Origin of the sequence: Thauera butanivorans NBRC 103042, assembly GCF_001591165.1 — a bacterium.
Lineage (GTDB): Bacteria > Pseudomonadota > Gammaproteobacteria > Burkholderiales > Rhodocyclaceae > Thauera > Thauera butanivorans.
Genome location: NZ_BCUG01000003.1, coordinates 19974 through 43772, shown reverse-complemented (window position 1 = coordinate 43772; position 23799 = coordinate 19974). Strand labels below are relative to the sequence as shown.

Sequence of the window (23799 nt, the reverse complement as noted above, 5' to 3'; positions counted from 1 at the left end):
GGTGAAATCCGGTTGCTGGGGTGTCGTTCGGGGGGTACTGCGCAGGCGTTTCAGCAAGTGCCCGGGCCGTTCATGGGAACAGGTGCGGATGGTCTTCAGCGAATGCATGAAAAGACGATCGGCTGCATGAAATAGCCACCGAAGCGGCCGGTTGACAGCAGACCCTGAAGCGGGTCGAAACAGACACCAATCCGGACGTTGGAGAAGCCGGCGGCACGGCAGAGATCGAGTAGATCCCAGCCGAAGTTGTAGTAGGCCAAGTGCGTGCCATGGTATTCCTCCGGCGCGAAATGTCGAATTTCACCAGAAGGCAGCAGTTCAGCACGTTTTCTCGACTGTTTCATCGTCTGGGAGAATGGAGCGCTGAAGATCAGTTCGCCACCGTTGCGCAATGTCCGGAAGCACTCCGACAGCGCGGTTTCGACATCCGGGACGTGCTCTAGCAGGTCTGCGTGGGCGATGAGATTCAGGCTTTGGTCGGGGAAGGACAAATCAAGGATGTTCTCGTGACGCACCTGGCGTCCTCCGACATCCATGGCTGTGCCGCCGGCAATCGTGGGCGACTGGAATTCCGTGCCGATCAGATTCGGCAGACGGCGGGACAGAAGGCCGAACAAGGGGGTGGTGGCTTCCATCAGCAGGATGTCTGCCATATTGCTATGACGATTCGTAAAGTCTTGGATTGCAAGGCCAAGCACACGGCCACGGTTATGGGTGCCACAGCGGGCGCAGATCATGCCCTCCCGTAGATGAGTATGTCCTTCAAGCTGGAGTCCGGAGGAAACAGCAAAAACCGTCGATTGCCCGCACAGGCCGCAATAGCCGGGGAATTCCCGTTGGGTGTCGATGTAGCGCTCGATCTCCGTTTGTATCGTCTCAACCTGTTGATCCCAGACACGGTACGAGTTTTCGTCAGAAAACCACTTGAAGCCCGCTAGACTGTTTGCACTCAGATATCCAAGGGCCGTCAGAAAGGAGCTGGTTGCCTGCGATGTAACGGGCTGTGTAGTGGTTACTTCGGCGATTTTGGCACGCAGGTGGTCGTTTTCTGACTTCCGCACGGTGAGTTGTTGAAGCAGGGCGTCGTACTCGTCCAGCGCCCGTTTCTGTTCGGGCGAGGGGGTACGCAAGTCGGACAGTAGCCGCGCCCAGGCAATCGGCCCAAGCGCCGGCGCCTTGCCGAGGATGTCGCGCACCAAGCCGTAGTCCTCGTTGCCGGCCTGGCCTGAACGCAGGGTGGGGCTGAGGGTGGCGAGGGCTTCTTCGTAACGGTGTTCAATGCCTTGCGCTAGCGCGAGATTGCGGCGGGTAGCGACAGACCCGGGATCGCGCAACAGTGCCATGTTGAACAGCGAGATGGCGGTTTCCACATCGCCCTGGCGAACTGCGAGGCAGCCGAGATCGTAATAGGGGGCGAACAGCAGCGTTTCCGCCAACACCAGTGGAGTGAGAATTTCGGCGGCTTCGGCGAACCGGCCCTGGGTGATGAGGTGGTGGGCGAGTTCGGCTTGCTGGCGGTCTTGCTTGACAGCAGGATCGGCGGCGTCCCGTTCGATGCCAGTTTTGCGAGTGTCCGTCATCAGAATATCCTGTGGGGAAGGCTCTATCCGTGCTGCCACTTGAGATCGGCGATCAGTCTGGCCCATGCAATGGCACCAAGCTCGGGTGCAGCCCCCAGCGTGCGGCGCAGCAGGCCGTGCGCATCGGGGTTGTTTGCGGGGCCGTGGCGGAGCAGGGGGCTCAGGGTGCTGAGTGTGTCGTCGAAGCGCCCGGTGGCGAAGAACAGCCTGGCGAGTTCGAGATGGGCTTCGCCGGGGGGCTGTTCGCGTTCGCAAGCCAGGGTGAGGAATTCTTCCGCGATGGTGGTTTCGTCCTGCTTGAGCGCCAGCAGGGCGATCTGGTGATAGGGCGCGGCGAGCGGAGTGCCTGCGCTGACCAGAGTCTGCAGGATGGCGAAGGCTTCTTCCATCTGGTCGAGCGCCAGCAGGCGCAGCGCGGCGGCGAGCTCGGCCCTGTCCTTCTCCTCATTTGCCCCTGCCCGTGGTGACGGCGGGAGAGCGTCGGTATGTGCATCGGACTGGGTGTTGCTATCGGAGGCAGATGTTTCTTCCGCCGGAAGAGAGGTACCAGTGGTGGCAGGAGGCGGGCTGGCCGTTACGGAGCGCGTCAGGATTTCGATGCGGGAAGGGAGTGGCCGTTCGCAAGGGTCGCGCAGTGCCGCTTCAGCAAGGATGATGTCCAGCACCCGGGCGTCGTCGAAGCGCTTCACGCACGGCGGCACAGCCTTGGGCGGGTTGGCGAGATGGATGGGAAAGTCGGCATAGCTGCTCAGTACGCAGCCGGGCAGGCCGGCAAGAAGATTCTCTTGCAGCCCTGGGGACAAATACTCTTCCAGCAGATTGATGACCGGGGTGCCCATGTAGGCGGCCTCGACGGAAATGCTGCTGACGCTGTTGGAGACGATCAGGCGGCTGTCCTGGATGAGGCTGCCGGCGGGCGTGGTGGCGGCAATGACGTGGGCGCCCCGGCTGGAGAAGTATTCCTCGATGGCCTCATGACCGGGCCAGCGGGGAAACTTGATGGCGGTGCCGGTTTCCAGAATCGGCATGAGCTTGGCGTGCGTCGCAGCCATGCCCAAGCAGCGCATGTGGTGGCAGATGTCCGAAAACAGCAGCACGCTGTCGTATTGCCGGGCACTGGCGGGGCGCGGGAGGTCACGAAAGCCGATCCAGCCGACCTCGACCAGTTTGCGTGGCCTCGGCTGATAGCCGAAGAACGGCGTCGGCCACAGCACCAGATCGAAGGCATCGAGCAGCAGGGGTTCGTTGATGACCAGCGGGGTGGACAGATCGTGCGGGTAGAACACCGACAGGATCGGCGGGCAATGATGGAGCAGGTCGAGGAATTCGTTGCCGATGCGGATGTCGGGATAGAAGTCGTGCAGGATGCGCGTGTCGCGGCCGAAATGGGCCGAGGTCAGCAGTATGTAGGGGGCATGCAGCAGGGTCTGCAGTTCCTCCCTGCGATCCAGCTTCTCGTCGGGCAGAAACAGCACCTCGTGGCCTTGGGCGATGAGCATGGCGCCGAAGTCGTGGAACATGTTTTCCGATCCGTAGCCCCAGATCACGAAACGCGGCTTAGATGGATTCATGCGGAGCCTCGTTGCGTTCGTCAGCGTGGCCGATGCGAAAAGCCGGGCTGGGGATTTTCGAGGCCAGCAGGTACAGTGGGCCGTTGCTGGGTGCAGGCGGTTCGTTGGTCAGCGGATAGTGGCCCTGGCTTTCGTGCAGGCGGGTGACGTAGGCGTTGGTTCCGGAGCCGAAAGGGCGCGATACTTCGACGAAGCCGACGCCGTGCGCGATCGTCCGGGCGTCGTTTTCCTTCCAGTCGCCGGCGTTGAGCGAAAACAGTACGCCATGCCGTACCCGTTCGGCAAAGCCTTCAAATACGCCACGGCACCGCAGGGTGAGGCTGGCGAGAAACGGGTCCGGAATCCACAGCACATCGCAGCTTTCCAGCAGCCAGGGCAGGGCGGGCAGGCCGGCGGGTAGCCACCTGGCCGAAGGTGGGGCGCTGCGGTCGTATTCGATGATCTCCAGCGGGCCGTCCGCGCTGTACAGGCGCAGCTCCACCGCCGAAGCGGCCTGGGTGACGGCGAGCATGTCCGCCAGTTCGGTACGCGCGGTGGTAATGGCGGCGAGGCGTTGCGTCCGCAGATCCAGCCCCTGTATCTGGCGGTACAGGATGTAGGCGGCGCGGGGCAGCAGGGTATCCGGGGGCGGGTGGAAGGCGCCAGCGATGTCCCGCCGGACGGCGGCAAGCACATCGCCGGGCGCCGGCGTGCCGTGTGGTGCGAGCAGGCCGAACGGCAACGTCAGGCTGGCGTTGAGGGGGACTGCGGACTGTGCTTCAGCCTGGGGAGCGGGTGCGGAGAGGGTGTTCCTCAGTGCGGCCAGCTCTCGGGCCTGATCGTCGCACAGATGGGCGAGGCGCTGGATGTCCAGCCGCATGGCTTCCTGCGAGCGCAGCAGGTCGAGCAGCAGGGTTTCGGTGAATGTCGGTTCGCTCATGACGGGCGCTCATGCAATGGGGGCGTCATCCGGCGTGCGAGCGAACTCGAACCACCATACGGCGGTGTCCGGCCGGTGCTGGTACAGCGGCACGGCCTCGCACAGCGTCCAGCCGGCACGGTGCACATCTTCGATGGTTTGAGCCTGGGTGCGGTAATAGGCGGTATAGGTGGAGCCTAGTTCGTGCGAAAAGAAATTGACCAGATCGATGCGCTTGTCGAGCGCGATGGATGTGCGGATCAGCAGGCGCGAGCGGGCGTGGGCAAGTCCAGCGATCTTGTGCAGCAACTGCCCGAGCTGGTCGTCGTCGAGGCAGGGGGTGATGCCCGACAACAGGATCAGGTCGAATTGCTCGGGCGTGTGGAATTCGAGAATGTCCGCCGCGTGCAGTTGCAGCTGGGCCTCGGTTCCAGCGGCTTCGAGCTTGCGTTGCGCAAGGGCGATCAGTTCGGGTGCGAAGTCGACGCCGGTGATGCGCTCGAAACCGCTGGCGATCTCGGCCAGATGCCGGCCATCGCCACAGCCGAGATCGATCAGGCTGCTGGCCTGCTGGCCTTGTGCGACTTGGCGGATCAGCGCGCATTCGCGCAGAGTTTGCTGGCGTACCTGATCCTGATCGCCGTTGAAGCTCCCGAGCGTGGTCACACCCGCCGGCAGTTCGGCGGCCTTGGCCGCCCGTGCGGACCAGAATTGCCGGAGATGGGCACGCACGCGTGTCGACGAGACATGGTGCGTGCGTGGAATCCGCGCCACCCGTATGCCTTTGTCAGCACAGAATTGCAGGGTCTTCTGTTGATCGGGATAGCGTGGGTCGCAACCGTATTCGTCGCCGCATGTGAACACGTCGATGTCGAGTGCTTCCAGTAGCGGCCCCTGGAACACCTCGGAATAGCTGACGACTTCGCTCACGAAACGGAGTTGTTCGATGAGGGCCATGCGTTCGGCCAGCGGCGTGGCGAGCTGGATGCCTTTTTGCCGCTCTGCGGCGCGGTCTTCCTGTACGGCGACTACCAGAGTATCGCCGTGCCGGCTGGCAGCCATCAGGTAATTGAGATGGCCGATGTGAAAGACGTCGAAGACGCCTGGCGCAAGAATACGGGTCATGCAGGGGCCCCGGTGAGCATGAAAACGCGGCCGCCAACAATGTGCCGCAGCCACACTATGCCAGCGCAACACCGATACGTCGCGCTGAAATCAGGGGAAGAACCCGCTCATTTCCGTCATTCAGGCCGTTTCTGCCGGAATGACGGTCATTTCGCTCATCGAGACGAGTCCGCGTGGCGTGCGGGAGGCCAGACCTCCAGCGCCATGCGGGCGTCGCCGCTCAACCCTGCAGCAACTGCAACACCTGCTGCGGCAGCGCGTTGGCCTGGGCCAGCATGGCGGTGCCGGCTTGCTGGAGAATCTGCGCGCGGGTCAGGTTGGCGGTTTCGGCAGCGAAGTCGGTGTCGCGGATGCGGGAACGCGCGGCGGACAGGTTCTCGGCTGAAATCTGCAGGTTCGAAATCGTCGTTTCGAAGCGGGCCTGCAGGGCGCCGAATTTCGCGCGCTGGCCGTTGATGGCGGACAACGCTGAGTCTGCGATGGCCAGCGTGCGCTGGGACGACTCGACCGAGCTGACGTCGAGGTCGCTGACTTTCTGCAACTGGGCGGCGGCGTTGGTGTTGTTGAAAAAATCCGTTGTGTTGGCAGCGGTCACGCTGAAGGATTTGTCGGAGTCGAGCACGAGTTCGCCGGTACCGATCACGGTGCTGCCTGCCGCCGCGGCTGCGCCGCCGATGGTGGCTGCATTGGAACCCGAGGCTGCGTTGGCAATGGTGATGTTCTCGCCGAACGCGTTCAGCAAGGTGATGCCGTCGCCGCTGTCGCTGACCCGTGCGGTGACGCCGGTCTTGGCCGAGACGTCGTTGAAGGCGTTGATCGCGGCGGCCAGGCCGTCGTTGTCTTCTGCGCCGATGGTGAAGGAGACGGTGATCGGCGTGCTGTTGTCCGACGAGATATCGAATTTGTAGCTGGTATTGGGCGTACTGAAATCGATGTCGAACTCGGTCTTTGCCGAGGCCGTGACGCCAGTCGTGCCGCTTTCGGTATTGATCAGTTGCACCGCGGTCTTGGCCGATGCGCCGGCGGGGATGGTCACGGGCGCAGAGCCTGCCGCGCCATTGATGGTGAGCGTGCCGCCGACGACCCGGTTGGTGGCCGCCGCCGCGGAAGGAACCGAGAACGGCGTGCTGCCCGGTGTGAGATCGCCCTTCGCTCCGCTGTTGGCTGCCGCCTGCGTTCCGATGCGATAGCCGCCATATTGGTTGGTGCTGAAGTTGGCGGTGGTGGCCGAGATCATCTGGCCGGCATTGGCACCCACCTGGAAGGTGGCGGTGGTGAAGGAGCCGTCGAGCAGCTTGCGGCCGTTGAACTCGGTGGTTTTGGCAATCCGGTCGAGCTCGGCGGTCAGTTGGTTGACTTCGGCGTTGAGTGCCTGGCGATCGGATGGGGAGTTGGTTGCGTTGGATGATTGCACGGCCAGTTGGCGGATGCGCTGCAACACTTCGCTGGCGGATTCCAATGCGCCTTCGGCAGTCTGCGCCAGGGAAATCCCGTCGTTCGCATTGCGCCGGGCCTGGTTCTGGCCATTGATCTGGGCGCTCATGCGTTCCGAGATGGACAGGCCGGCGGCGTCGTCCTTGGCGCTGTTGATACGCAGGCCGGAAGACAGCCGCTGCAGGGAGGTGGAGAGAGAGCCCTGCGAGATGTTCAGGTTGCGCTGCGAGTTGAGCGAAGGAATGTTGGTGTTGATGACCTGTGCCATTTTGAATCTCCCGGATGTCCGATTCGAAGTGGGCCCGGGTCATGTCCTGAGGGCACTGTTGCCGGCGCCCGAGCTCTCTGGACGTACTACAGCGAGATTTGTGCCAGGTGCGTTATCACGCAGATATTCCCTTTTTGCTCATTGGATTGCCGGTGGATGCATGTTGCCTGCCGGCAAACTTTGCCTGTTTTGCCGGTGTCGGCCGGGGCTTTTTGCCACCTTGCATGCGGAACCCGGCGATGGGTCCCGCCTGGCATTCGGTGTGCTGGGTCAGATCGAGCTAGTCTTGGACCGCATCTTCAGTCCGCGTTGCGAAACACCTTCTGCCATGGGATCGAGATGCCGAGGTCGTGCAGCACCAGCGGCTGCTCGGGTTCGATGTCCTGAAGCTCCCAGTGTCTGGCAGGGGTGAGGCGGTAGTATTCGATGCGGCGCAGATCGGGGTCGATGAGGACGAATTCCTTCAGCGAGGCGATGCGGCGATAGGCAGCGAACTTCTCGCCGCGGTCGTAGGCGGCGGTGGTGGGGGAAAGCACTTCGACGATCAGCGAGGGCGCGCGCATGAACTGTTCGGCGCGGTGGTCCGCCGGGTCGCAGGTGACGAGCACGTCGGGGTAGAAGTAGGCCTCGTCTTCGGCAGCCTGCACTTTCATGTCGGCCATGTAGGCGCGGCAGGGACTGCCTTCCAGGGCGTCGTCGAGCGCGCTGAAGACGTTGCCGGAAATCGTGACATGCCGCCTGCTTGCGCCACCCATGGCGAAGGTTTCGCCGCGCACGAACTCGTGTTTGTCGGGCTGCTCGGTTTCCCATTGCAGGTAGCCTTCGGCGGTGAAAGGGGGCGTGGGCTGGGGCAGGGCCATGGTGCGTGTCCGGGCTATGGGCCGATTCGGGATTATAGTTCCGTCCATGAAGCATCAGCCCAGCCATGTCGAGCGTGCACTGCGCGAACGTGTCCGGATCGTGCCCTACGATCCTGCCTGGCCAGCCTTGTTTGCTGCTGAGGCGGCCCATCTGCGCCAATTGCTGCCGGCAGATCTGATCGGCCGTATCGAGCATTTCGGCAGCACTGCCGTGCCGGGGCTGGCAGCGAAGCCGGTCGTCGACATGCTGCTGGAAGTGTGCTCGATGGCAAGCGTGGCGCAGCACATCGCGCCGGCCCTGAAGCGCGAGGGCTACGAGTTCTTCTGGCGCGGCCGCGAAAGTGGATTGCCTGGCATCGGCTATGCGTGGTTCATCAAGCGCGATGTGGCGGGGCGGCGCACGCATCACATTCATTGCCTCGAACCGGACTCGCCGGAATGGGAGCGGCTGCTGTTCCGCGACTACCTGCGTATGAACCCCGCCGTGGCACGGGCATATGGCGAACTGAAGCAGCGGATTGCCAGCGAGCATCCGGACGACCGTGTCGCCTATGCGAAGGCGAAGACCGATTTCATCGCGGGGGTGATGCGGGTGGCGCGGAAGGAGGCGGGCGGCTGAGCCGTCCGCACACCGTGGTTCCGCTTGCCGTTGTCCGGCAGGCAAGCAGCGGCCAAAAAGAAACCCGCCTCGCGGGCGGGTTTCCGGTGGCGACAACGTGCAGCCTGGCGCTTACTTCTTGCGCATCGGCGGCAGGTCGGTGCAACTGCCGTGGGCGACTTCGGCGGCCATGCCGACCGTTTCCCCCAGGGTGGGGTGCGGGTGGATGGTCTTGCCGATGTCGACCGCGTCGGCGCCCATTTCGATGGCGAGGCAGACTTCGCCGATCATGTCGCCGGCCGAGGGGCCGACGATGGTGCCGCCGATGACGCGGTGCGTTTCGGCGTCGAAGATCAGCTTGGTGAAGCCGTAGTCGGCGCCGTTGGCGATCGCGCGGCCGCTGGCGGCCCACGGGAACTTGGCGGTTTCGACCTTCTTGCCTTCGGCCTTGGCCTGCGCCTCGGTGTAGCCGACCCAGGCCACTTCCGGATGGGTGTAGGCCACGCCCGGGATCACCGTGGCGTCGAAGGCGGCCTTGTGGCCGGCGGCGACTTCGGCGGCGACGTGGGCTTCATGCACGGCCTTGTGGGCGAGCATGGGCTGGCCGACGATGTCGCCGATGGCGAAGATGTGCGGCACGTTGGTGCGCATCTGCGCATCCACCGGGATGAAGCCGCGTTCGCCGACGATGACGCCCGCCTTGTCGGCGCTGATCTTGTTGCCGTTGGGCGAACGGCCGGCCGACTGCAGGACCATGTCGTACTTGACCGGATCGGCCGGCGCGCCTTCGCCTTCGAACGTGACGTAGATGCCGTCGTCCCTGGCTTCGACCGCGACCGTCTTGGTCTTGAGCATGATCTTGTCGAAGCGGTGGGCGTTCTGCTTCTCCCACACCTTGACCGCGTCGCGGTCCGGGCCCTGCATCAGGCCGTCCAGCATTTCGACGACGTCGAGGCGGGTGCCCAGCGTGGAATACACCGTGGCCATTTCCAGGCCGATGATGCCGCCGCCGATGACCAGCATCTTGTCCGGCACCTGGCGCAGTTCCAGCGCACCGGTCGAATCGACGATGCGCGGGTCCTTCGGGATGAAGGGCAGATGCACCGCGGCGGAGCCGGCGGCGATGATGCAGTTCTTGAACTTGACGACCTTCTTGGCGCCGGTGGTGTCCCAGCCGCTGCCGGTGGTTTCCTCGACTTCGATGTGATGCGGGTCGAGGAAGTTGCCGTAGCCGCGGATGACGTCGACCTTGCGTGCCTTGGCCATGCCGGCGAGGCCGCCGGTGAGCTTGCCGATGACGCCGTCCTTGTGCTTGCGCAGCGCGTCGACGTCCACCGAGGGCTTGGCGAAGCTGATGCCGGCGGTGCCGACGTGCTCGGCTTCCTCGATGACCGCGGCGACGTGCAGCAGCGCCTTGGACGGGATGCAACCGACGTTCAGGCACACGCCGCCCAGCGTCGCGTAGCGCTCGATGATCGCGGTCTTGAGGCCGAGGTCGGCGGCGCGGAAGGCCGCCGAGTAGCCGCCGGGGCCGGCGCCGAGCACGACCATGTCGTATTCGGCGTCGGCGCTGCCGCTGTGGCTGGCGGCTGCCGGGGCGGCAACCGGAGCCGCGGCAGGTGCGGCCGTCGCGGCGCCTGTGCCTGCCGAGGTCGCTGCCGGGGCAGTCGTCGACTCGACCTTGATCAGCACCGTGCCTTCGGCCACCTTGTCGCCGAGGCTGACGAGAATTTCCTTGACCACGCCGGCCGTGCTCGACGGCACGTCCATGGTCGCCTTGTCGGATTCGAGCGTGCAGATCGCGTCGTCCACATTGATGCTGTCGCCGACCTTGACGAACAGCTCGATGATGGGCACCGCGTCGAAATCGCCGATGTCCGGAACTTTTACTTCCACTAGACTCATGGCGATCTCCTTACAGCATCACGCGGCGGAAGTCCGCCAGCAGTTGCGCGAGGTACACGTTGAAGCGGGTCGCCAGGGCGCCGTCGATGACGCGGTGGTCGGCGGTCAGCGACATCGGCAGGATCAGGCGCGGCACGAACTGCTTGCCGTCCCACACCGGCTTGATCGCCGACTTGTTGACGCCGAGGATGGCGACTTCGGGTGCATTGACGATCGGCGCGAAGTAGGTGCCGCCGATGCCGCCGAGCGACGAGATCGTGAAGCAGGCGCCGGACATGTCGGCCGGGCCGAGCTTGCCGTCACGCGCCTTCTTGGCCAGCGCACCGGTTTCGGCAGCGATCTCGAACACGCTCTTCTTGTCGGCGTCCTTGACCACCGGCACCACCAGGCCGTTCGGCGTGTCGGCGGCGAAGGCGATGTTGAAGTACTTCTTGTAGACCAGGTTGTCGCCTTCGAGCGAGGTGTTGAACTCGGGGAATTCCTGCAGCGCGCGCACCGAGGCCTTGATGATGAAGGCGAGCATGGTGAGCTTCTTGCCGGACTTCTCGTTCTCCTTGTTCATCGCCACCCGGAAGGCTTCCAGGTCGGTGATGTCGGCATCCTCGTGGAAGGTCACTGCCGGGATCATCGCCCAGTTGCGGGCGAGGTTCTGGCCGGAGATCTTCTTGATGCGCGACAGCGGCTTGACTTCGATTTCGCCGAACTTGGCGAAATCGACCTTCGGCCACGGCAGCAGGTCGAGCCCGCCGCCCAGCGAGCCGACGGCAGAAGCGGCCGGGGTCTTGCCCGGTACCACGCCGGTGCTCATCGCACCCTTGATGAAGGCGGTGACGTCTTCCTTGATGATGCGGCCCTTGGGACCGGTGGCCTTGACCTGGGCGAGATCGACGCCGAGTTCGCGGGCGTAGGCGCGCACCGAGGGGCTGGCGTGCACCTTGCCGCCGAGCGTGACCGCGGATGGCGCTGCCGGCGACGCGGCCGGTGCCGGGGCGCTGGCAGCAGGGGCCGGCGCGGCGGCAGCCGGGGCTGCTGCCGGAGCAGCGGCGGGTGCGGGTGCAGCGGCCGGCGCCGCGACGGCGCCAGCGCCGCCTGTGGCTTCGACCTTGATCAGCACGGCGCCCTGGCTGACCTTGTCGCCGAGCTTGACCAGCACTTCCTTGACGACGCCGGCGGCCGATGACGGCACGTCCATGGTCGCCTTGTCGGATTCGAGCGTGGCGATGGCGTCATCGACGGCGATGGTGTCGCCGGCCTTGACGAACAGCTCGATGACCGGCACGTCGGAGAAGTCGCCGATGTCGGGCACGACGACGTCGACCACGCCGCCGGCGGCGGCCGGGGCCGCTACCGGAGCGGCAGCGGGTGCCGGCGCCGAGGCGGCAGCCGGAGCAGGGGCCGCAGCAGCGGCACCGGCGGCCTCGACCTTGATCAGCACCGTGCCTTCGGCCACCTTGTCGCCGAGGCTGACGAGAATTTCCTTGACCACGCCGGCCGTGCTCGACGGCACGTCCATGGTCGCCTTGTCGGATTCGAGCGTGCAGATCGCGTCATCCACATTGATGCTGTCGCCGACCTTGACGAACAGCTCGATGATGGGCACCGCGTCGAAATCGCCGATGTCCGGAACCTTTACTTCGATGAGTTGGCTCATGTTCTTGTCTCCTTGCTCGCTCAAACCGACATCGGGTTCGGCTTGTTCGGGTCGAGGTTGTACTTGACCACCGCGGCGGCGACCTTGTCGCGGCCGATCACGCCGTCATCGGCCAGCGCCTTCAGCGCGGCCAGCGTCACCCAGTGGCGATCCACCTCGAAGAAATGGCGCAACTGCTCGCGGGTGTCGGAGCGGCCGAAGCCGTCGGTGCCCAGCGTGACGTAGCTGCGGCCGATCTGCGCGCGGATCTGCTCGGGGAGCATGCGGATGTAGTCGGTGGCGGCGATGACCGGGCCTTCGGTGCCGGCGAGCTTCTGCTGCACGTGGGACTTCTTCGGTTCTTCCATCGGGTGCAGCAGGTTCCAGCGCTCGACGTCGTGGCCGTTGCGGGCCAGTTCGTTGAAGCTGGGCGCGCCCCAGATGTCGGCCTCGACGTCCCAGTCGTTCTTGAGCAGGTCGGCGGCGGCGATGACTTCGCGGAAGATCGTGCCCGAACCCATCAACTGCACGCGCGGACCCTTGGCGTCGCCGCCCTTGCGGAACAGGTACAGGCCTTTGAGGATGTCGGCTTCGGCGCCGGCAGGCATCTCGGGATGTTCGTAGTTCTCGTTCATCACCGTGATGTAGTAGTAGATGTCCTCCTGTTCGGCGAACATCCGGCGCAGACCGTCCTGCACGATGACCGCGACCTCGTACTGGAAGGTGGGGTCGTAGCTGACGCAGTTCGGGATCATGTTGGCCATCAGCAGGCTGTGGCCGTCCTCGTGCTGCAGGCCTTCGCCGTTCAGCGTGGTGCGGCCGGCGGTGCCGCCGATCATGAAGCCGCGGGTACGCTGGTCGGCCGCCGCCCAGCACAGGTCCATGGTGCGCTGCAGGCCGAACATCGAATAGAAGATGTAGAACGGGATCATCTGCACGCCATGCACGCTGTAGGCGGTGCCGGCGGCGATCCAGTCGGCCATCGCGCCGGCCTCGTTGATGCCTTCCTGCAGCACCTGGCCGGTCTGGCTTTCCTTGTAGAACATGAGCTGGTCATGGTCTTCGGGCACGTACTTCTGGCCTTCCTGGTTCCAGATGCCGTACTGGCGGAACATGCCTTCCATGCCGAAGGTGCGCGACTCGTCGGGAACGATCGGCACGATGTGCTTGCCGATCTGCTTGTCCTTGAGCAGCGTGTTCATGATGCGCACGACCGCCATCGTGGTCGACAGCTCGCGGCCTTCGCCCGAAGCCTTCAGCAGTGCGGCGAAGGTTTCCAGCGCGGGCACGGCCAGCGGTTCGGCCTTGGTGCGGCGTTGCGGCAGGAAGCCGCCGAGGTTCATGCGGCCCTGCAGCAGATATTTCTGCTCGGGCGAGTCTTCCTCGAACTTCAGGTAGGGCAGTTCTTCCAGCTTGTCGTCGGGCACCGGCAGGCCGAAGCGGTCGCGGAAGCGGCGGATGGCTTCGATGTCCATCTTCTTCTGCTGGTGCGAGATGTTCATCGCCTCGCCGGCCTGGCCCATGCCGAAGCCCTTGATGGTCTTGGCCAGGATCAGCGTCGGCTGGCCCTTGTGCTCGGCGGCGGCCTTGTAGGCGGCGAAGATCTTGAAGATGTCGTGGCCGCCGCGGTTCAGGCGCCAGATCTGGTTGTCGGTCCAGTCGGCGACCAGTTCCTTCAGTTCGGGGGTGTTGAAGAAGTGCTCGCGCACGTAGGCGCCGTCCTTGGCCTTGAAGGTCTGGTACTCGCCATCGACGCATTCCATCATGCGCTTCTGCAGGATGCCCTTCTTGTCGCGGGCGAACAGGGCATCCCAGTGCGTGCCCCAGATGACCTTGATGACGTTCCAGCCGGCGCCGCGGAATTCGGATTCGAGTTCCTGGATGATCTTGCCGTTGCCGCGCACCGGGCCGTCGAGGCGCTGCAGGTTGCAGTTGATGACGAAGACCAGGTTGTCGAGCTTTTCGCGCGCGGCCATGCCGATGGCGCCCAGCGATTCGACTTCATCGGTTTCGCCGTCGCCGAGGAAGGCCCAGACCTTGCGCTGTTCGGCGCGGGCGGGGTCGATCATGCCGCGGCTGGCCAGGTACTTCATGAAGCGCGCCGAATAGATGGCGCACAGCGGGCCGAGGCCCATCGACACGGTGGGGAACTGCCAGAACTCCGGCATCAGCCAGGGGTGGGGGTAGGAAGAGATGCCCTTGCCGCCGACTTCCTGGCGGAAGTTGTCCATCTGCTCTTCGGTCAGGCGGCCCAGCATGTAGGCGCGGGCGTAGATGCCGGGCACCGAGTGGCCCTGGAAATAGATCATGTCGCCGTCGTGCTTGGCCGACGGCGCGTGCCAGAAGTGCGAGAAGCCGACGTCATAGAGGGCGGCTGCGGAGGCGAACGAGGCGATGTGGCCGCCGACGTTGGTGCCCTTGTTGGCGCGTACCACCATCGCCATGGCGTTCCAGCGGATGTAGGAGTGGATCTTGATCTCCATGTCCGCGTTGCCGGGATAGGGGGGCTGCTGTTCGACCGGAATGGTGTTGATGTACTCGGTGGTGGCCGAATAGGGGATGTTCACCCCTTCCTGGCGTGCGGTCGCGATCAGGGTTTCGATCAGATAGTGGGCGCGCTGCGGGCCTTCTTTTTCGACGACGGCGGCGAGTGCATCCATCCATTCCTTCGTTTCCTGCGCGTCGGTATCGTTTTGCGCGGGAACGTTGCTGATTCCGGTCATGGTCTGTCTCCTCATGACGTTCGGTTGGCGAATCCTGCCTTGTCGGGCAGGTCTGTTGGTGGTACGGACGCAGCCGCCTCGGCAACCAGCGGCTGACTTTTCGAACTATAAAACCACTTTTCGCAATGTGCAATGATGTTGACGCGGCGAAGCCCGGATACGCGCATGGGGCGCATGTCCGAAAGCATGGAAACGGTGGCGGAGCGGGCTGTGTTCGTGCTTCATCGTCATGGCCGAAACAGGGCTCTGACGAGCACGCAAGCGGAAGGCCGGAGCGGGGCGGCGGCGCGTGATGACGGAGGACAGCATATCCAAACTGTATTGGCAGGCAGGGAGGCGGGAAAGTTGGCGGAAACCCGGATGCCGTGATAAGGGTTAAACCGGATGACGATTGCCGGAGGGCTCACCGACAATCGGGCGGCGGGTATTGCACCGCATCATTCCAGCCCCTTCCGCCGAAGCCTTCCATGTTCCGTTCCGACTCTGCCCGCGGTGGTCCGCCGCACCGGTATTGGGCCGTCCCCTGTGTGGTCGTGCTGTTTTTTGCGCTGGGCATGCTGGCACTGGTGTGGTTGCTGCTGCAGCCCGGGTTCGAGATCGAACGCGACGCAGCCTTGCGTGAGCTGCAATGGGCGCTGCCCGCGGCGCTGATCCTGGGCCTGTCGGTGCTGGTGCTGTGGAGCCTGTGGTCGCTGCGCATCCACGTGCAGCGCCGCGAGCAGGTCGAGAAGGAGCGCGACAGATTGTTCGATCTCTCGCTCGACATGCTGTGTGTGGCGGACCTGGATGGCAGCTTCCGCCGCTGCAACCCGGCCTTCGAGCGCATCCTCGGCCAGGTGCCCGACAGCCTGGCAGGCCAGCCGATGGTCGATTTCGTCCACGACGAAGACATCGGCACGACGCTCGATGCCTTGCGCCGCCTGGCGGCCGGCGAGCCGGTGAAGTTCGAGAACCGCTGCCGCTGTGCGGACGGCAGCTACAAATGGCTGGAGTGGAGCATCAACCCGGTGCCCGAGGAGGGCCTCGTCTATGCCGTGGCCCGCGACATCACCGGCAGCAAGGCGGCGGAGCAGGCCCTGCGTGCCGAGTCCGCCTTCCGCAAGGCGATGGAGGATTCGGTGCTGACCGGGCTGCGTGCCATCGACCTCAGCGGCCGCATCATCTATGTGAATTCTGCCTTCTGCCGCATGGTGGGCTGGCGCGAGGAGGAACTGGTCGGCGCGACCGCGCCTTTTCCGTACTGGCCGAAGGAGACACAGGATGTCTGCGAGCGCAACCTGCAGATGACGCTCGACGGGCTGGCGCCGGCCAGCGGCTTCGAACTGCGCATCCAGCGCCGCAACGGCGAACGCTTCGACGCGCGCTTCTACCTGTCGCCGCTGATCGATGCCAGCGGGCAGCAGACGGGCTGGATGGCGTCGATCACCGACATCACCGAGCCCAAGCGCGTGCGCGCCGCGCTGGAGGCGACCCACGAGCGCTTCGAGGCGGTGCTGGACGGGCTGGATGCGGCGGTGTTCGTGGCCGATGCCCGCAGCGACGAGATCCTGTTCGCCAACCGTGCCTTCAAGCGCATCAACGGCTTCGACGCGGTGGGCCGCACGGTGCGCGGCGTCGCCGTGCCCCAGCCCGAGCGCGGCGACTATCGCGTCGATCCGCGCGGCCTGACGGCGGCCGACCTGCCGCGCGAGCTGTTCGACGGTGAATTGCAGCACCCCTTGTCGGGGCGCTGGTACCACGTGCGCGAGCAGGCGATGCGCTGGGTGGATGGCCGGGTGGTGCGCATGGGCATCGCCACCGACAGCACCGAGCGCAAGCAGACCGCCGAGGTGGCGCGCCAGCAGGAAGAGCGGCTGCAGCGCACCTCGCGCCTGATCACGATGGGCGAGATGGCGTCGACGCTGGCGCACGAGCTGAACCAGCCGCTGTCGGCGATCGCCAACTACTGCGCCGGCTGCGTGACGCGCATGCAGGGCGGCAGGTGGAAGCCCGAGGACGTGCTGACGGCGATGCAGAAAGCCAGCTTCCAGGCCGAGCGCGCCGGCAAGATCATCCGCCGCGTGCGCGAGTTCGTGAAGAAGAGCGAGCCGCGCCGCAGCGCGGTCAATCTGGTCGACATCCTCGACGACGCGCTCGGTTTCGCCGACATCGATGCGCGCCGCACCGGCATCAGGCTGGTGGCCGACATCGAACCAGACCTGCCGCCGGTGTTCGCCGACCGCATCATGATCGAGCAGGTGGTGCTGAACCTGATCCGCAATGGCCTCGATGCGATGGCCGACACGCTGCCGGAGCAGCGGCTGCTGGTGGTGCGCGCACGCCGCTGCGGCGAGGACATGGCCGAGGCGATCGAGGTGGCGGTGATCGACCGTGGCCACGGCATCAGCGAGGAGGGGCGCCAGCGGTTGTTCACGCCGTTCTACACCACCAAGGCAGAGGGCATGGGCATGGGCCTGAACATCTGCCGCTCGATCATCGAGTTCCACGATGGTCGTTTGATTGTCGACGACAACCCGGAAGGGGGTACCATATTCTCGTTTACCCTGCCGGCGGAGTCCGTAAGTGAGCGAGTTGCACCCAGCGCTTGAACAAATCATCCATGTCGTCGACGACGACGAAGCCCTGCGGGATTCCATGACCTGGATGCTCGAAGGCAACAACTACAAGGTGCTGACCTACGAATCCGCCGAAGCCTTTCTCGAAGGCTGCCGCCCCGACATGGCGGGCTGTATCGTGCTGGACGTGCGCATGCCGGGCATGAGCGGACTGGAGATGTTCGAGGAGCTGGGGCGCCGGCGTTGTACCCTGCCGGTCGTCTTCATCACCGGCCATGGCGACGTGCCGATGGCGGTGTCGGCGCTGAAGAAGGGCGCGGTCGATTTCATCGAGAAGCCGTTCAGCGAGCGCGACATGCTGCGCCTGATCGAGCAATGCCTGACGCTCGAGCGCGAAAGCCGCAGCAAGCGCCTGCAGGAGGCGGACACTGCGCGCCGGCTCGACCATCTCACCCAGCGCGAGCGGGAGGTGCTGGACCTCATCATCGTCGGCAAGCTCAACAAGCAGATCGCCGACGTGCTGGGCATCAGCATCAAGACCGTGGAAGTGCACCGCGCCCGCGTGATGGAAAAGATGGGCGCCAGTTCGCTGGCCGAACTGGTGCAGCACGTCGTCACGGTGGAGCCGGGCGCACTGCTGCGCTGAGAGCCGAGCTGCCGGGCCGGGCGATGGCCAGGTGGCTCGAAATGGATTGATCGTCGCTGACGCAGCAGTGGCAACGAGCGCCTGGACCGGGCATTGGATGGGTACGCGGCGCGGGCGCCTTGCTGTAAAATCCTGCCTTTTTCGAGGCTTTACCGATGACCGCTCGCATCATCGACGGCAACGCCCTCTCGGCGCGTGTCCGCGGCGAAATCGCAGAACGTGCCGCAGCGTTGACGGCACGCGGTGTGCAACCTTGCCTGGCGGTCATCCTGGTCGGCGGCGACCCCGCTTCCGCCGTCTATGTGCGCAACAAGGTCGCCGGCTGCGAGAAGGCCGGCATCCGCTCGCTGCGCTTCGACTATCCGCAGGACGCCAGCCAGCAGGAAGTCATGGCCAGGCTCGCCGAGCTGAACGCCGACCCGTCCGTGCATGGCATCCTGGTGCAATTGCCATTGCCCGCCCATCTGGACGAGACGGCGGTGCTCGAGGCGATCGACATCCGCAAGGACGTCGACGGCTTCCACGCCGAGAACGTCGGCCTGCTGTCGCAGAACCGCGAAGGCTTCGTCCCCTGCACGCCGAACGGCGTCATGAAGATGCTGGAGACGGCCGAAGTGCCGGTGCAGGGCGCCGAAGCGGTGGTCATCGGCCGCTCCAACATCGTCGGCAAGCCGATGGCGATGCTGCTGACCAATGCCGGCGCCACCGTCACCGTGTGCCACTCGAAGACGCGCGACCTGGCCTTCCACACCCGCCGTGCCGACATCGTCGTCGCCGCCATCGGCAAGCCGCGCTTCGTCACCGGCGACATGATCAAGCCGGGTGCGACCGTCATCGACGTCGGCATCAACCGCCTCGACAGCGGCCCGGATGCCGGCAAGCTGTGCGGCGACGTCGATTTCGCCTCGGCGGTGGACGTCGCCGGTGCGATCACGCCGGTGCCGGGCGGCGTCGGGCCGATGACGATCACGATGCTGTTGGAAAACACCGTGGTGTCCGCCGAGCGTGCGGCGCGCGACGCCGGCAAGTGACCCTGGAGGATCGACGATGAACACGACCGCGTCCCCCCAGCCCCTGGTGGGCATCATCATGGGCTCGAACTCCGACTGGCCGACCATGCAGGCGGCGGCCAAGGTGCTGGCCGAATTCGGCGTGTCCTACGAGGCGCGGGTGGTGTCGGCCCACCGCACGCCCGACCTGATGTTCGAATACGCCGAAGCCGCGCGCGGTCGCGGGCTGAAGGCGATCATCGCCGGTGCCGGCGGCGCGGCCCACCTGCCCGGCATGGTCGCGGCCAAGACCACGCTGCCGGTGCTCGGCGTGCCGGTGCAGTCGAAGGCGCTGTCGGGCCAGGATTCGCTGCTGTCCATCGTGCAGATGCCCAAGGGCATCCCGGTGGCGACCTTCGCCATCGGCGAAGCCGGCGCGGCCAACGCCGGCCTGTTCGCGGTGGCGCTGCTGGCCAACGAGAACGCCGAACTGGCGGCGCGGCTCGATGCCTTCCGTGCGCGCCAGACCCGGACCGTGCTCGACATGGAACTGCCGCCGCCGGCCTGAAGCGCCGCGTGGCCGTATCCGCTGATTTCCGCCCACTGAAGGCCCCTCATGTCGTCCAGCAAGACTTCCTCCACGATCCTTCCGCCCGCCACGCTGGGCATGCTCGGTGGCGGCCAGCTCGGCCGCTTCTTCGTCGCCGCGGCGCATGAGATGGGCTACAAGGTGTGGGTGCTCGATCCCGATCCGCACAGTCCTGCCGGCCTGATCGCCGACCGCCATCTGGTCGCCGCTTACGAAGACTATGCCGCGCTCGACGAACTGGGCGGCAGCTGTGCCGCAGTCACGACCGAGTTCGAGAACGTGCCGGCCGGCACGCTGGACTACCTCAGCAAGTTCATCCCGGTGCATCCGGCGGCGAGCGCGGTGGCGGTGTGCCAGAACCGCATCGCCGAAAAATCCTTCCTCGCCGACAACGGCCTGCCGCACGGCCCCTTCGCGGTGATCCGCAGCGAGGACGACGTCCGCGATGCCGATGCCGGACTGTTTCCGGCGGTGCTCAAGGTTGCGCGCTTCGGCTACGACGGCAAGGGCCAGGCGCGGGTCGCCAGCCACGACGAAGCGATCGCCGCCTTTCAGCATTTCAAGGGCGAGCCCTGTGTGCTGGAGAAGATGCTGACGCTGGACTGCGAAGTCTCGGTGGTGCTGGCGCGCGACGAGGCGGGCACGGTGCGCTGCTTCGCGGCCGGCGAGAACCGCCACCGCAACGGCATCCTCGACGTCACCATCGCACCGGCGCAGACCTCGGCCGAATTGAGGGACGAGGCCCGCCAGATCGCCGAACGCATCGCCGAAAAGCTCGGCTACGTCGGCACGCTGGGGGTGGAGTTCTTCGTCTGCGGCGGCGAGCTCTTCGTCAATGAAATGGCGCCGCGTCCGCACAACAGCGGCCACCACACCATCGACGCCTGTGACGCCAGCCAGTACGAGCAGCAGGTCAGGGCGCTGTGCGGCCTGCCGCTCGCCACGCCGCGCCAGCACTCGGCGGCGGTCATGGTCAATCTGCTCGGCGAGCTCTGGTACGCCGACGGCAAGGGCCATGGCGCCTACCACGAACCCGGCTGGGCCGTGCTGCACGCCGTGTCCGGCCTGCGCCTGCACCTGTACGGCAAGCACCACGCTCGCCCCGGGCGCAAGATGGGCCACTTCGTCGTCACCGGCGAGGACGCGGACGAAGTGCTGCAGCGTGCGCTGCAGGCCCGCGCCGCGATCGGCATCCGCGACGAGTGAGCGGCGAATGAGCAAGGACACCGCAGCGAAGCCGCGCGGCCGCATCGAGCCCCCCACGCTGGTGGCGATCCGTGACGCCGCCGCCCTGCTGCGCGCCGGCGACATCGTCGGCATGCCGACCGAAACCGTCTATGGGCTGGCCGCCGATGCGCTGAACCCGGAGGCGGTGAAGAAGATCTTCGCTGCCAAGGGCCGACCTGCCGACCACCCGCTGATCGTGCATCTGCCGTCGGCCGACCATCTGCCGCGCTGGGCCGCCAGTATCTCCAAGGACGCCATCGCGCTCGCCCGCGCCTTCTGGCCCGGCCCGCTGACGCTGATCCTGAAGCGCTCCCCGGATGTACCCGACGAAGTCACCGGCGGGCAGGACACCGTCGGCCTGCGCGTGCCCTCGCATTCCATCGCGCTGGCGATGCTGCAGGTCTTCGGCTCGGGCATCGCCGCGCCCAGCGCCAACCGCTTCGGCCGCATCAGCCCGACCACCGCCGAACACGTCCGGGAAGAACTCGGCGAGCGCGTCGCCATGGTGGTCGATGGTGGGCCGTGCGCGGTCGGCATCGAATCCACCATCCTGGACTTCTCGCGCGACGTTCCCGAGATCCTGCGGCCCGGTGCGATCACGCCCGAAGCCATCGCCCGCGTCATCGGCCGCCGCCCGCGCGTGCGCGGCGAGGTCGAGGAAGCGCAGAGCCGGGACGCAGGGCGGACGGCAACTGCCTCGATACCAAGCACACTCGCACCGCGTGTCTCCGGCGCGCTGGCCGCCCACTATGCGCCGCGCACGCCGCTGCGCCTGGTGCCGCCCGCCCTGCTGGCCGACGAAGCGGCCACGTTGGCAGGCGAGGGCAGCCGTGTCGCGGTGCTGGCACACAGCCAGGCCGATCCGCGTGATTCACGCCTGATCTGGCAACCCATGCCCGCTGATCCCGCCACCTATGCCCGCGAGCTTTACGCCAGCCTGCGTACTGCGGACACGCTGGACGCCGATTTCATCCTCGTCGAGGCCCCGCCCGACGATCCGGCATGGCGTGCGCTCGCCGACCGGCTGGGGCGCGCAGCAGTCGGCTCCGGCGAAGGCTGACGAAGCATCGAATGCCGCCATCGCAGCGATGACAGTCCCGAAGGGGCTTCCATTTCACGCCTCGGCTCCCTATAATGCGCGCTCTTTCAGGGCCGATAGCTCAGCTGGGAGAGCGCTGCGTTCGCAATGCAGAGGTCGGGAGTTCGATCCTCCTTCGGTCCACCAGATCAGGATGAAAAGCGCATTACACGGTATGTGTAATGCGCTTTTTGCTTTTGAAGTGGCTCTTCGCAGGCGCAGTGCGGCAGATGGCATGTGCAAGACAGGCTCGGTGAGGTGGCCATGTTCTGGCTCATCCCCACCAGTCAGGTTACTCAGAACAGGCTGCCGGCATTGAACAGCGTCAGCACGCCCAGGATACAGAAGATGGCGGCAGCGATGCCGTGCACCAGCTGCATCGAAACCTTCTTGGCGATCTTGTCGCCGAGGAAGACCGCCGGCACGTTCGCCAGCATCATGCCCAGCGTGGTGCCCAGGATGACCTGGACGACTTCGGCGTAGCGCGCGGCGAGGGCGACGGTGGCGATCTGCGTCTTGTCGCCCATCTCGGCGAGGAAGAAGGCCACCACGGTGGTGCCGAACACGCCCAGCCCGCGGGTGTTCCGGGCGGCATCGTCCTCGATCTTGTCCGGGATCATCATCCACACCGCCATGGCGATGAAGGAGATGCCGATGACCCAGCGCAGCACGTCCGGCCCGAGCGCCTGGGCGACCCAGCCGCCGACTGCGCCTGCCGCGGCGTGGTTGACCAGGGTGGCGACGAAGATGCCGGCGATGATGGTCCAGGGGCGACGGAAGGTGGCGGCCAGGATGATGGCGAGCAACTGGGTCTTGTCGCCCATTTCGCCGAGCGCGACGACGCCGGTGGATACCAGAAACGCTTCCATGAAACAGGGAACTCCAGGGCCGGAAGGACGAAAGACCACACCACCTCCCGGCCCTTCCCGTAGGCAGTGCGGTCAAAGGTCTTGCCAGGCCTGAAAGCTGCACGCGCCATGGCCTGTCGGCCAAGCATGTTGACGCGCACCCCTGCATTGAGCAGGGCGGCTACTCCCCGATGACGAGCGGGCGCGATTCTAGCATCGGTGCGCTGGTGTCGGAACCCGGTGTGGTTTTTGTGCCGAAGGGCGGGCCGGAAGGGTGGCAGCTTGTTGCCGTGCCCCTCCGGGTGCCTTGCCGGAAAAAGTCAGGACTCGGCTTGCAGCTTGTCCTGCGTACGGGTGTCGAAGTCGGACGCATCGTGGCGTTCGTGGAGCTGCTGGTCGAGCGGCCCGCTGACACGATTGACCATGCGGCCGCGCTTGACCGCAGGGCGGGCGGCGATTTCATTGGCCCAGCGCACGAGATGGGGGTAGTCCTGCACCTGCAGGAACTCGGCGGCATCGTACAGCTGGCCCAACACCATGCCGCCGTACCACGGCCAGATCGCGATGTCGGCGATGGTGTATTCATCGCCGGCGATGTAGCGGCTTTCGGCCAGCCTGCGGTTCAGTACATCCATCTGGCGCTTCGCTTCCATCGCGAAGCGGTCGATGGCGTATTCGATCTTGCTCGGTGCGTAGGCATAGAAGTGGCCGAAACCGCCGCCCAGATAGGGCGCGCTGCCCATCTGCCAGAACAGCCAGGACAGGCATTCCGCGTGTCGCGCAAGGTCGGTGGGCACGAAGGCGCCGAACTTTTCCGCCAGGTAGAGCAGGATTGCGCCGGATTCGAACACCCTGACCGGCTCCGGGCCGCTGCAATCGAGCAGGGCGGGAATCTTGGAGTTCGGGTTGACGCCGACGAAGCCGCTGCCGAACTGGTCGCCGTCGTTGATGCGGATCAACCAGGCGTCGTACTCGGCGCCGCTGTGGCCGAGGGCCAGCAGTTCTTCCAGCATCACGCCGACTTTGACGCCGTTCGGCGTGGCCAGCGAGTACAGCTGCAGCGGGTGCTTGCCGCGCGGTAGCTCGCGGTCGTGGGTAGGACCGGCGATCGGCCGGTTGATGTTGGCGAAGCGGCCGCCGTTGGCCTTGTCCCAGGTCCAGACCCTGGGTGGGGTGTAAGTGGTGTCTGTCATGCTCGGACCTTCAGCGTGGGTTCGACGAAGCCAGCATGATAGAGGAGCACGTTGCGGAATTCGAGGCGGACGCCAGAGGCCG

The 23799-nt window shown here is 65.5% G+C and carries 18 protein-coding genes, 1 tRNA gene and 1 riboswitch; of the genes, 8 read left to right on the top strand and 11 right to left on the bottom strand.

Annotated elements, in window-relative coordinates; genetic code table 11:
- Positions 1-95: 95 nt before the first annotated feature.
- From TBU01S_RS01490 to TBU01S_RS01465, 6 genes are all read right to left on the bottom strand, one after another.
- Positions 96-1580 carry a methyltransferase domain-containing protein gene (locus tag TBU01S_RS01490; protein WP_068634871.1) on the bottom strand — a complete coding sequence of 495 codons (1485 nt, stop codon included), beginning with the start codon at positions 1578-1580 and terminating at the stop codon, positions 96-98.
- Positions 1581-1603: 23 nt separating this feature from the next.
- Complete coding sequence (locus tag TBU01S_RS01485) at positions 1604-3151, bottom strand: hypothetical protein (RefSeq protein ID WP_157659068.1); 1548 nt, start codon at positions 3149-3151, stop codon at positions 1604-1606.
- Positions 3138-4070: a hypothetical protein gene (locus tag TBU01S_RS01480; RefSeq protein WP_068634869.1), complete on the bottom strand. Its 933-nt coding sequence runs from the start codon at positions 4068-4070 to the stop codon at positions 3138-3140. The genes TBU01S_RS01485 and TBU01S_RS01480 overlap by 14 nt, the downstream gene beginning before the upstream one ends.
- Before the next feature lie 9 nt (positions 4071-4079).
- Complete coding sequence (locus tag TBU01S_RS01475; protein ID WP_068634868.1) at positions 4080-5174, bottom strand: methyltransferase domain-containing protein; 1095 nt, start codon at positions 5172-5174, stop codon at positions 4080-4082.
- A gap of 220 nt (positions 5175-5394) precedes the next feature.
- A complete protein-coding gene (locus tag TBU01S_RS01470) occupies positions 5395-6876 on the bottom strand; it encodes a flagellin N-terminal helical domain-containing protein (protein ID WP_068634867.1) in 1482 nt (493 codons plus the stop codon).
- A 299-nt stretch (positions 6877-7175) separates the two neighbouring features.
- Positions 7176-7736, bottom strand: coding sequence for a Uma2 family endonuclease (locus tag TBU01S_RS01465; protein WP_068634866.1), 561 nt, complete (start codon positions 7734-7736; stop codon positions 7176-7178).
- Here TBU01S_RS01465 and TBU01S_RS01460 point away from each other — a divergent pair.
- Positions 7735-8355, top strand: coding sequence for a GrpB family protein (locus TBU01S_RS01460; protein WP_245650816.1), 621 nt, complete (start codon positions 7735-7737; stop codon positions 8353-8355). The two genes, TBU01S_RS01465 and TBU01S_RS01460, sit on opposite strands and share 2 nt — an antisense overlap.
- Before the next feature lie 111 nt (positions 8356-8466).
- On the opposite strand, the gene lpdA is transcribed toward TBU01S_RS01460, so the two are convergent.
- From lpdA to aceE, 3 genes are read right to left on the bottom strand one after another with little or no spacing between them, the layout of a single operon-like run.
- Positions 8467-10239 (bottom strand): dihydrolipoyl dehydrogenase, encoded by a 1773-nt coding sequence (gene lpdA, locus TBU01S_RS01455; protein ID WP_068634864.1) that lies wholly within the window; start codon positions 10237-10239, stop codon positions 8467-8469.
- 10 nt (positions 10240-10249) lie between these two features.
- On the bottom strand, positions 10250-11890 hold the full coding sequence (gene aceF, locus TBU01S_RS01450) for a dihydrolipoyllysine-residue acetyltransferase (RefSeq protein WP_068634863.1): 1641 nt from the start codon (positions 11888-11890) through the stop codon (positions 10250-10252).
- A gap of 20 nt (positions 11891-11910) precedes the next feature.
- Positions 11911-14592 carry a pyruvate dehydrogenase (acetyl-transferring), homodimeric type gene (gene aceE / locus TBU01S_RS01445; protein ID WP_068634862.1) on the bottom strand — a complete coding sequence of 894 codons (2682 nt, stop codon included), beginning with the start codon at positions 14590-14592 and terminating at the stop codon, positions 11911-11913.
- Positions 14593-15059: 467 nt separating this feature from the next.
- Here aceE and TBU01S_RS01440 point away from each other — a divergent pair, with 467 nt between their 5' ends.
- The 7 genes from TBU01S_RS01440 (at position 15060) to TBU01S_RS01410 (ending at position 21823) form a co-directional block, all read left to right on the top strand.
- Positions 15060-17180: a PAS domain-containing sensor histidine kinase gene (locus TBU01S_RS01440; protein WP_068634861.1), complete on the top strand. Its 2121-nt coding sequence runs from the start codon at positions 15060-15062 to the stop codon at positions 17178-17180.
- A complete protein-coding gene (locus TBU01S_RS01435) occupies positions 17155-17793 on the top strand; it encodes a response regulator transcription factor (RefSeq protein WP_068634860.1) in 639 nt (212 codons plus the stop codon). Before TBU01S_RS01440 ends, TBU01S_RS01435 begins: the two co-directional genes overlap by 26 nt.
- A 155-nt stretch (positions 17794-17948) precedes the next feature.
- Positions 17949-18824 (top strand): bifunctional methylenetetrahydrofolate dehydrogenase/methenyltetrahydrofolate cyclohydrolase FolD, encoded by an 876-nt coding sequence (gene folD / locus TBU01S_RS01430; protein ID WP_068634859.1) that lies wholly within the window; start codon positions 17949-17951, stop codon positions 18822-18824.
- A 16-nt stretch (positions 18825-18840) separates the two neighbouring features.
- Positions 18841-19350: a 5-(carboxyamino)imidazole ribonucleotide mutase gene (gene purE / locus TBU01S_RS01425; protein WP_068634858.1), complete on the top strand. Its 510-nt coding sequence runs from the start codon at positions 18841-18843 to the stop codon at positions 19348-19350.
- Positions 19351-19398: 48 nt separating this feature from the next.
- Complete coding sequence (locus TBU01S_RS01420) at positions 19399-20577, top strand: 5-(carboxyamino)imidazole ribonucleotide synthase (RefSeq protein WP_068634857.1); 1179 nt, start codon at positions 19399-19401, stop codon at positions 20575-20577.
- Between the two features lie 7 nt (positions 20578-20584).
- Positions 20585-21658 carry an L-threonylcarbamoyladenylate synthase gene (locus TBU01S_RS01415; RefSeq protein ID WP_068634856.1) on the top strand — a complete coding sequence of 358 codons (1074 nt, stop codon included), beginning with the start codon at positions 20585-20587 and terminating at the stop codon, positions 21656-21658.
- Positions 21659-21747: 89 nt separating this feature from the next.
- Positions 21748-21823, top strand: a tRNA-Ala gene (locus TBU01S_RS01410).
- 149 nt (positions 21824-21972) lie between these two features.
- On the opposite strand, the gene TBU01S_RS01405 is transcribed toward TBU01S_RS01410, so the two are convergent.
- Together TBU01S_RS01405 and yghU are read right to left on the bottom strand one after the other, a co-directional pair.
- Complete coding sequence (locus TBU01S_RS01405; protein ID WP_068634855.1) at positions 21973-22545, bottom strand: TMEM165/GDT1 family protein; 573 nt, start codon at positions 22543-22545, stop codon at positions 21973-21975.
- A gap of 8 nt (positions 22546-22553) precedes the next feature.
- Positions 22554-22726: riboswitch (yybP-ykoY riboswitch) on the bottom strand.
- 118 nt (positions 22727-22844) lie between these two features.
- Positions 22845-23717, bottom strand: a complete 873-nt coding sequence (gene yghU, locus TBU01S_RS01400; RefSeq protein ID WP_068634854.1) for a glutathione-dependent disulfide-bond oxidoreductase — start codon at positions 23715-23717, stop codon at positions 22845-22847.
- Between the last annotated feature and the right edge of the window lie 82 nt (positions 23718-23799).

Bases quoted from the DNA above. Each gene is read 5' to 3' on its own strand.
- TBU01S_RS01490 (WP_068634871.1), bottom strand. From the start codon at position 1,580: ATGACGGACACTCGCAAAACTGGCATCGAACGGGACGCCGCCGATCCT.
- TBU01S_RS01485 (WP_157659068.1), bottom strand. From the start codon at position 3,151: ATGAATCCATCTAAGCCGCGTTTCGTGATCTGGGGCTACGGATCGGAA.
- TBU01S_RS01480 (WP_068634869.1), bottom strand. From the start codon at position 4,070: ATGAGCGAACCGACATTCACCGAAACCCTGCTGCTCGACCTGCTGCGC.
- TBU01S_RS01475 (WP_068634868.1), bottom strand. From the start codon at position 5,174: ATGACCCGTATTCTTGCGCCAGGCGTCTTCGACGTCTTTCACATCGGC.
- TBU01S_RS01470 (WP_068634867.1), bottom strand. From the start codon at position 6,876: ATGGCACAGGTCATCAACACCAACATTCCTTCGCTCAACTCGCAGCGC.
- TBU01S_RS01460 (WP_245650816.1), top strand. From the start codon at position 7,735: ATGGTGCGTGTCCGGGCTATGGGCCGATTCGGGATTATAGTTCCGTCC.
- TBU01S_RS01465 (WP_068634866.1), bottom strand. From the start codon at position 7,736: ATGGCCCTGCCCCAGCCCACGCCCCCTTTCACCGCCGAAGGCTACCTG.
- lpdA (WP_068634864.1), bottom strand. From the start codon at position 10,239: ATGAGTCTAGTGGAAGTAAAAGTTCCGGACATCGGCGATTTCGACGCG.
- aceF (WP_068634863.1), bottom strand. From the start codon at position 11,890: ATGAGCCAACTCATCGAAGTAAAGGTTCCGGACATCGGCGATTTCGAC.
- aceE (WP_068634862.1), bottom strand. From the start codon at position 14,592: ATGACCGGAATCAGCAACGTTCCCGCGCAAAACGATACCGACGCGCAG.
- TBU01S_RS01440 (WP_068634861.1), top strand. From the start codon at position 15,060: ATGTTCCGTTCCGACTCTGCCCGCGGTGGTCCGCCGCACCGGTATTGG.
- folD (WP_068634859.1), top strand. From the start codon at position 17,949: ATGACCGCTCGCATCATCGACGGCAACGCCCTCTCGGCGCGTGTCCGC.
- purE (WP_068634858.1), top strand. From the start codon at position 18,841: ATGAACACGACCGCGTCCCCCCAGCCCCTGGTGGGCATCATCATGGGC.
- TBU01S_RS01420 (WP_068634857.1), top strand. From the start codon at position 19,399: ATGTCGTCCAGCAAGACTTCCTCCACGATCCTTCCGCCCGCCACGCTG.
- TBU01S_RS01415 (WP_068634856.1), top strand. From the start codon at position 20,585: ATGAGCAAGGACACCGCAGCGAAGCCGCGCGGCCGCATCGAGCCCCCC.
- TBU01S_RS01405 (WP_068634855.1), bottom strand. From the start codon at position 22,545: ATGGAAGCGTTTCTGGTATCCACCGGCGTCGTCGCGCTCGGCGAAATG.
- yghU (WP_068634854.1), bottom strand. From the start codon at position 23,717: ATGACAGACACCACTTACACCCCACCCAGGGTCTGGACCTGGGACAAG.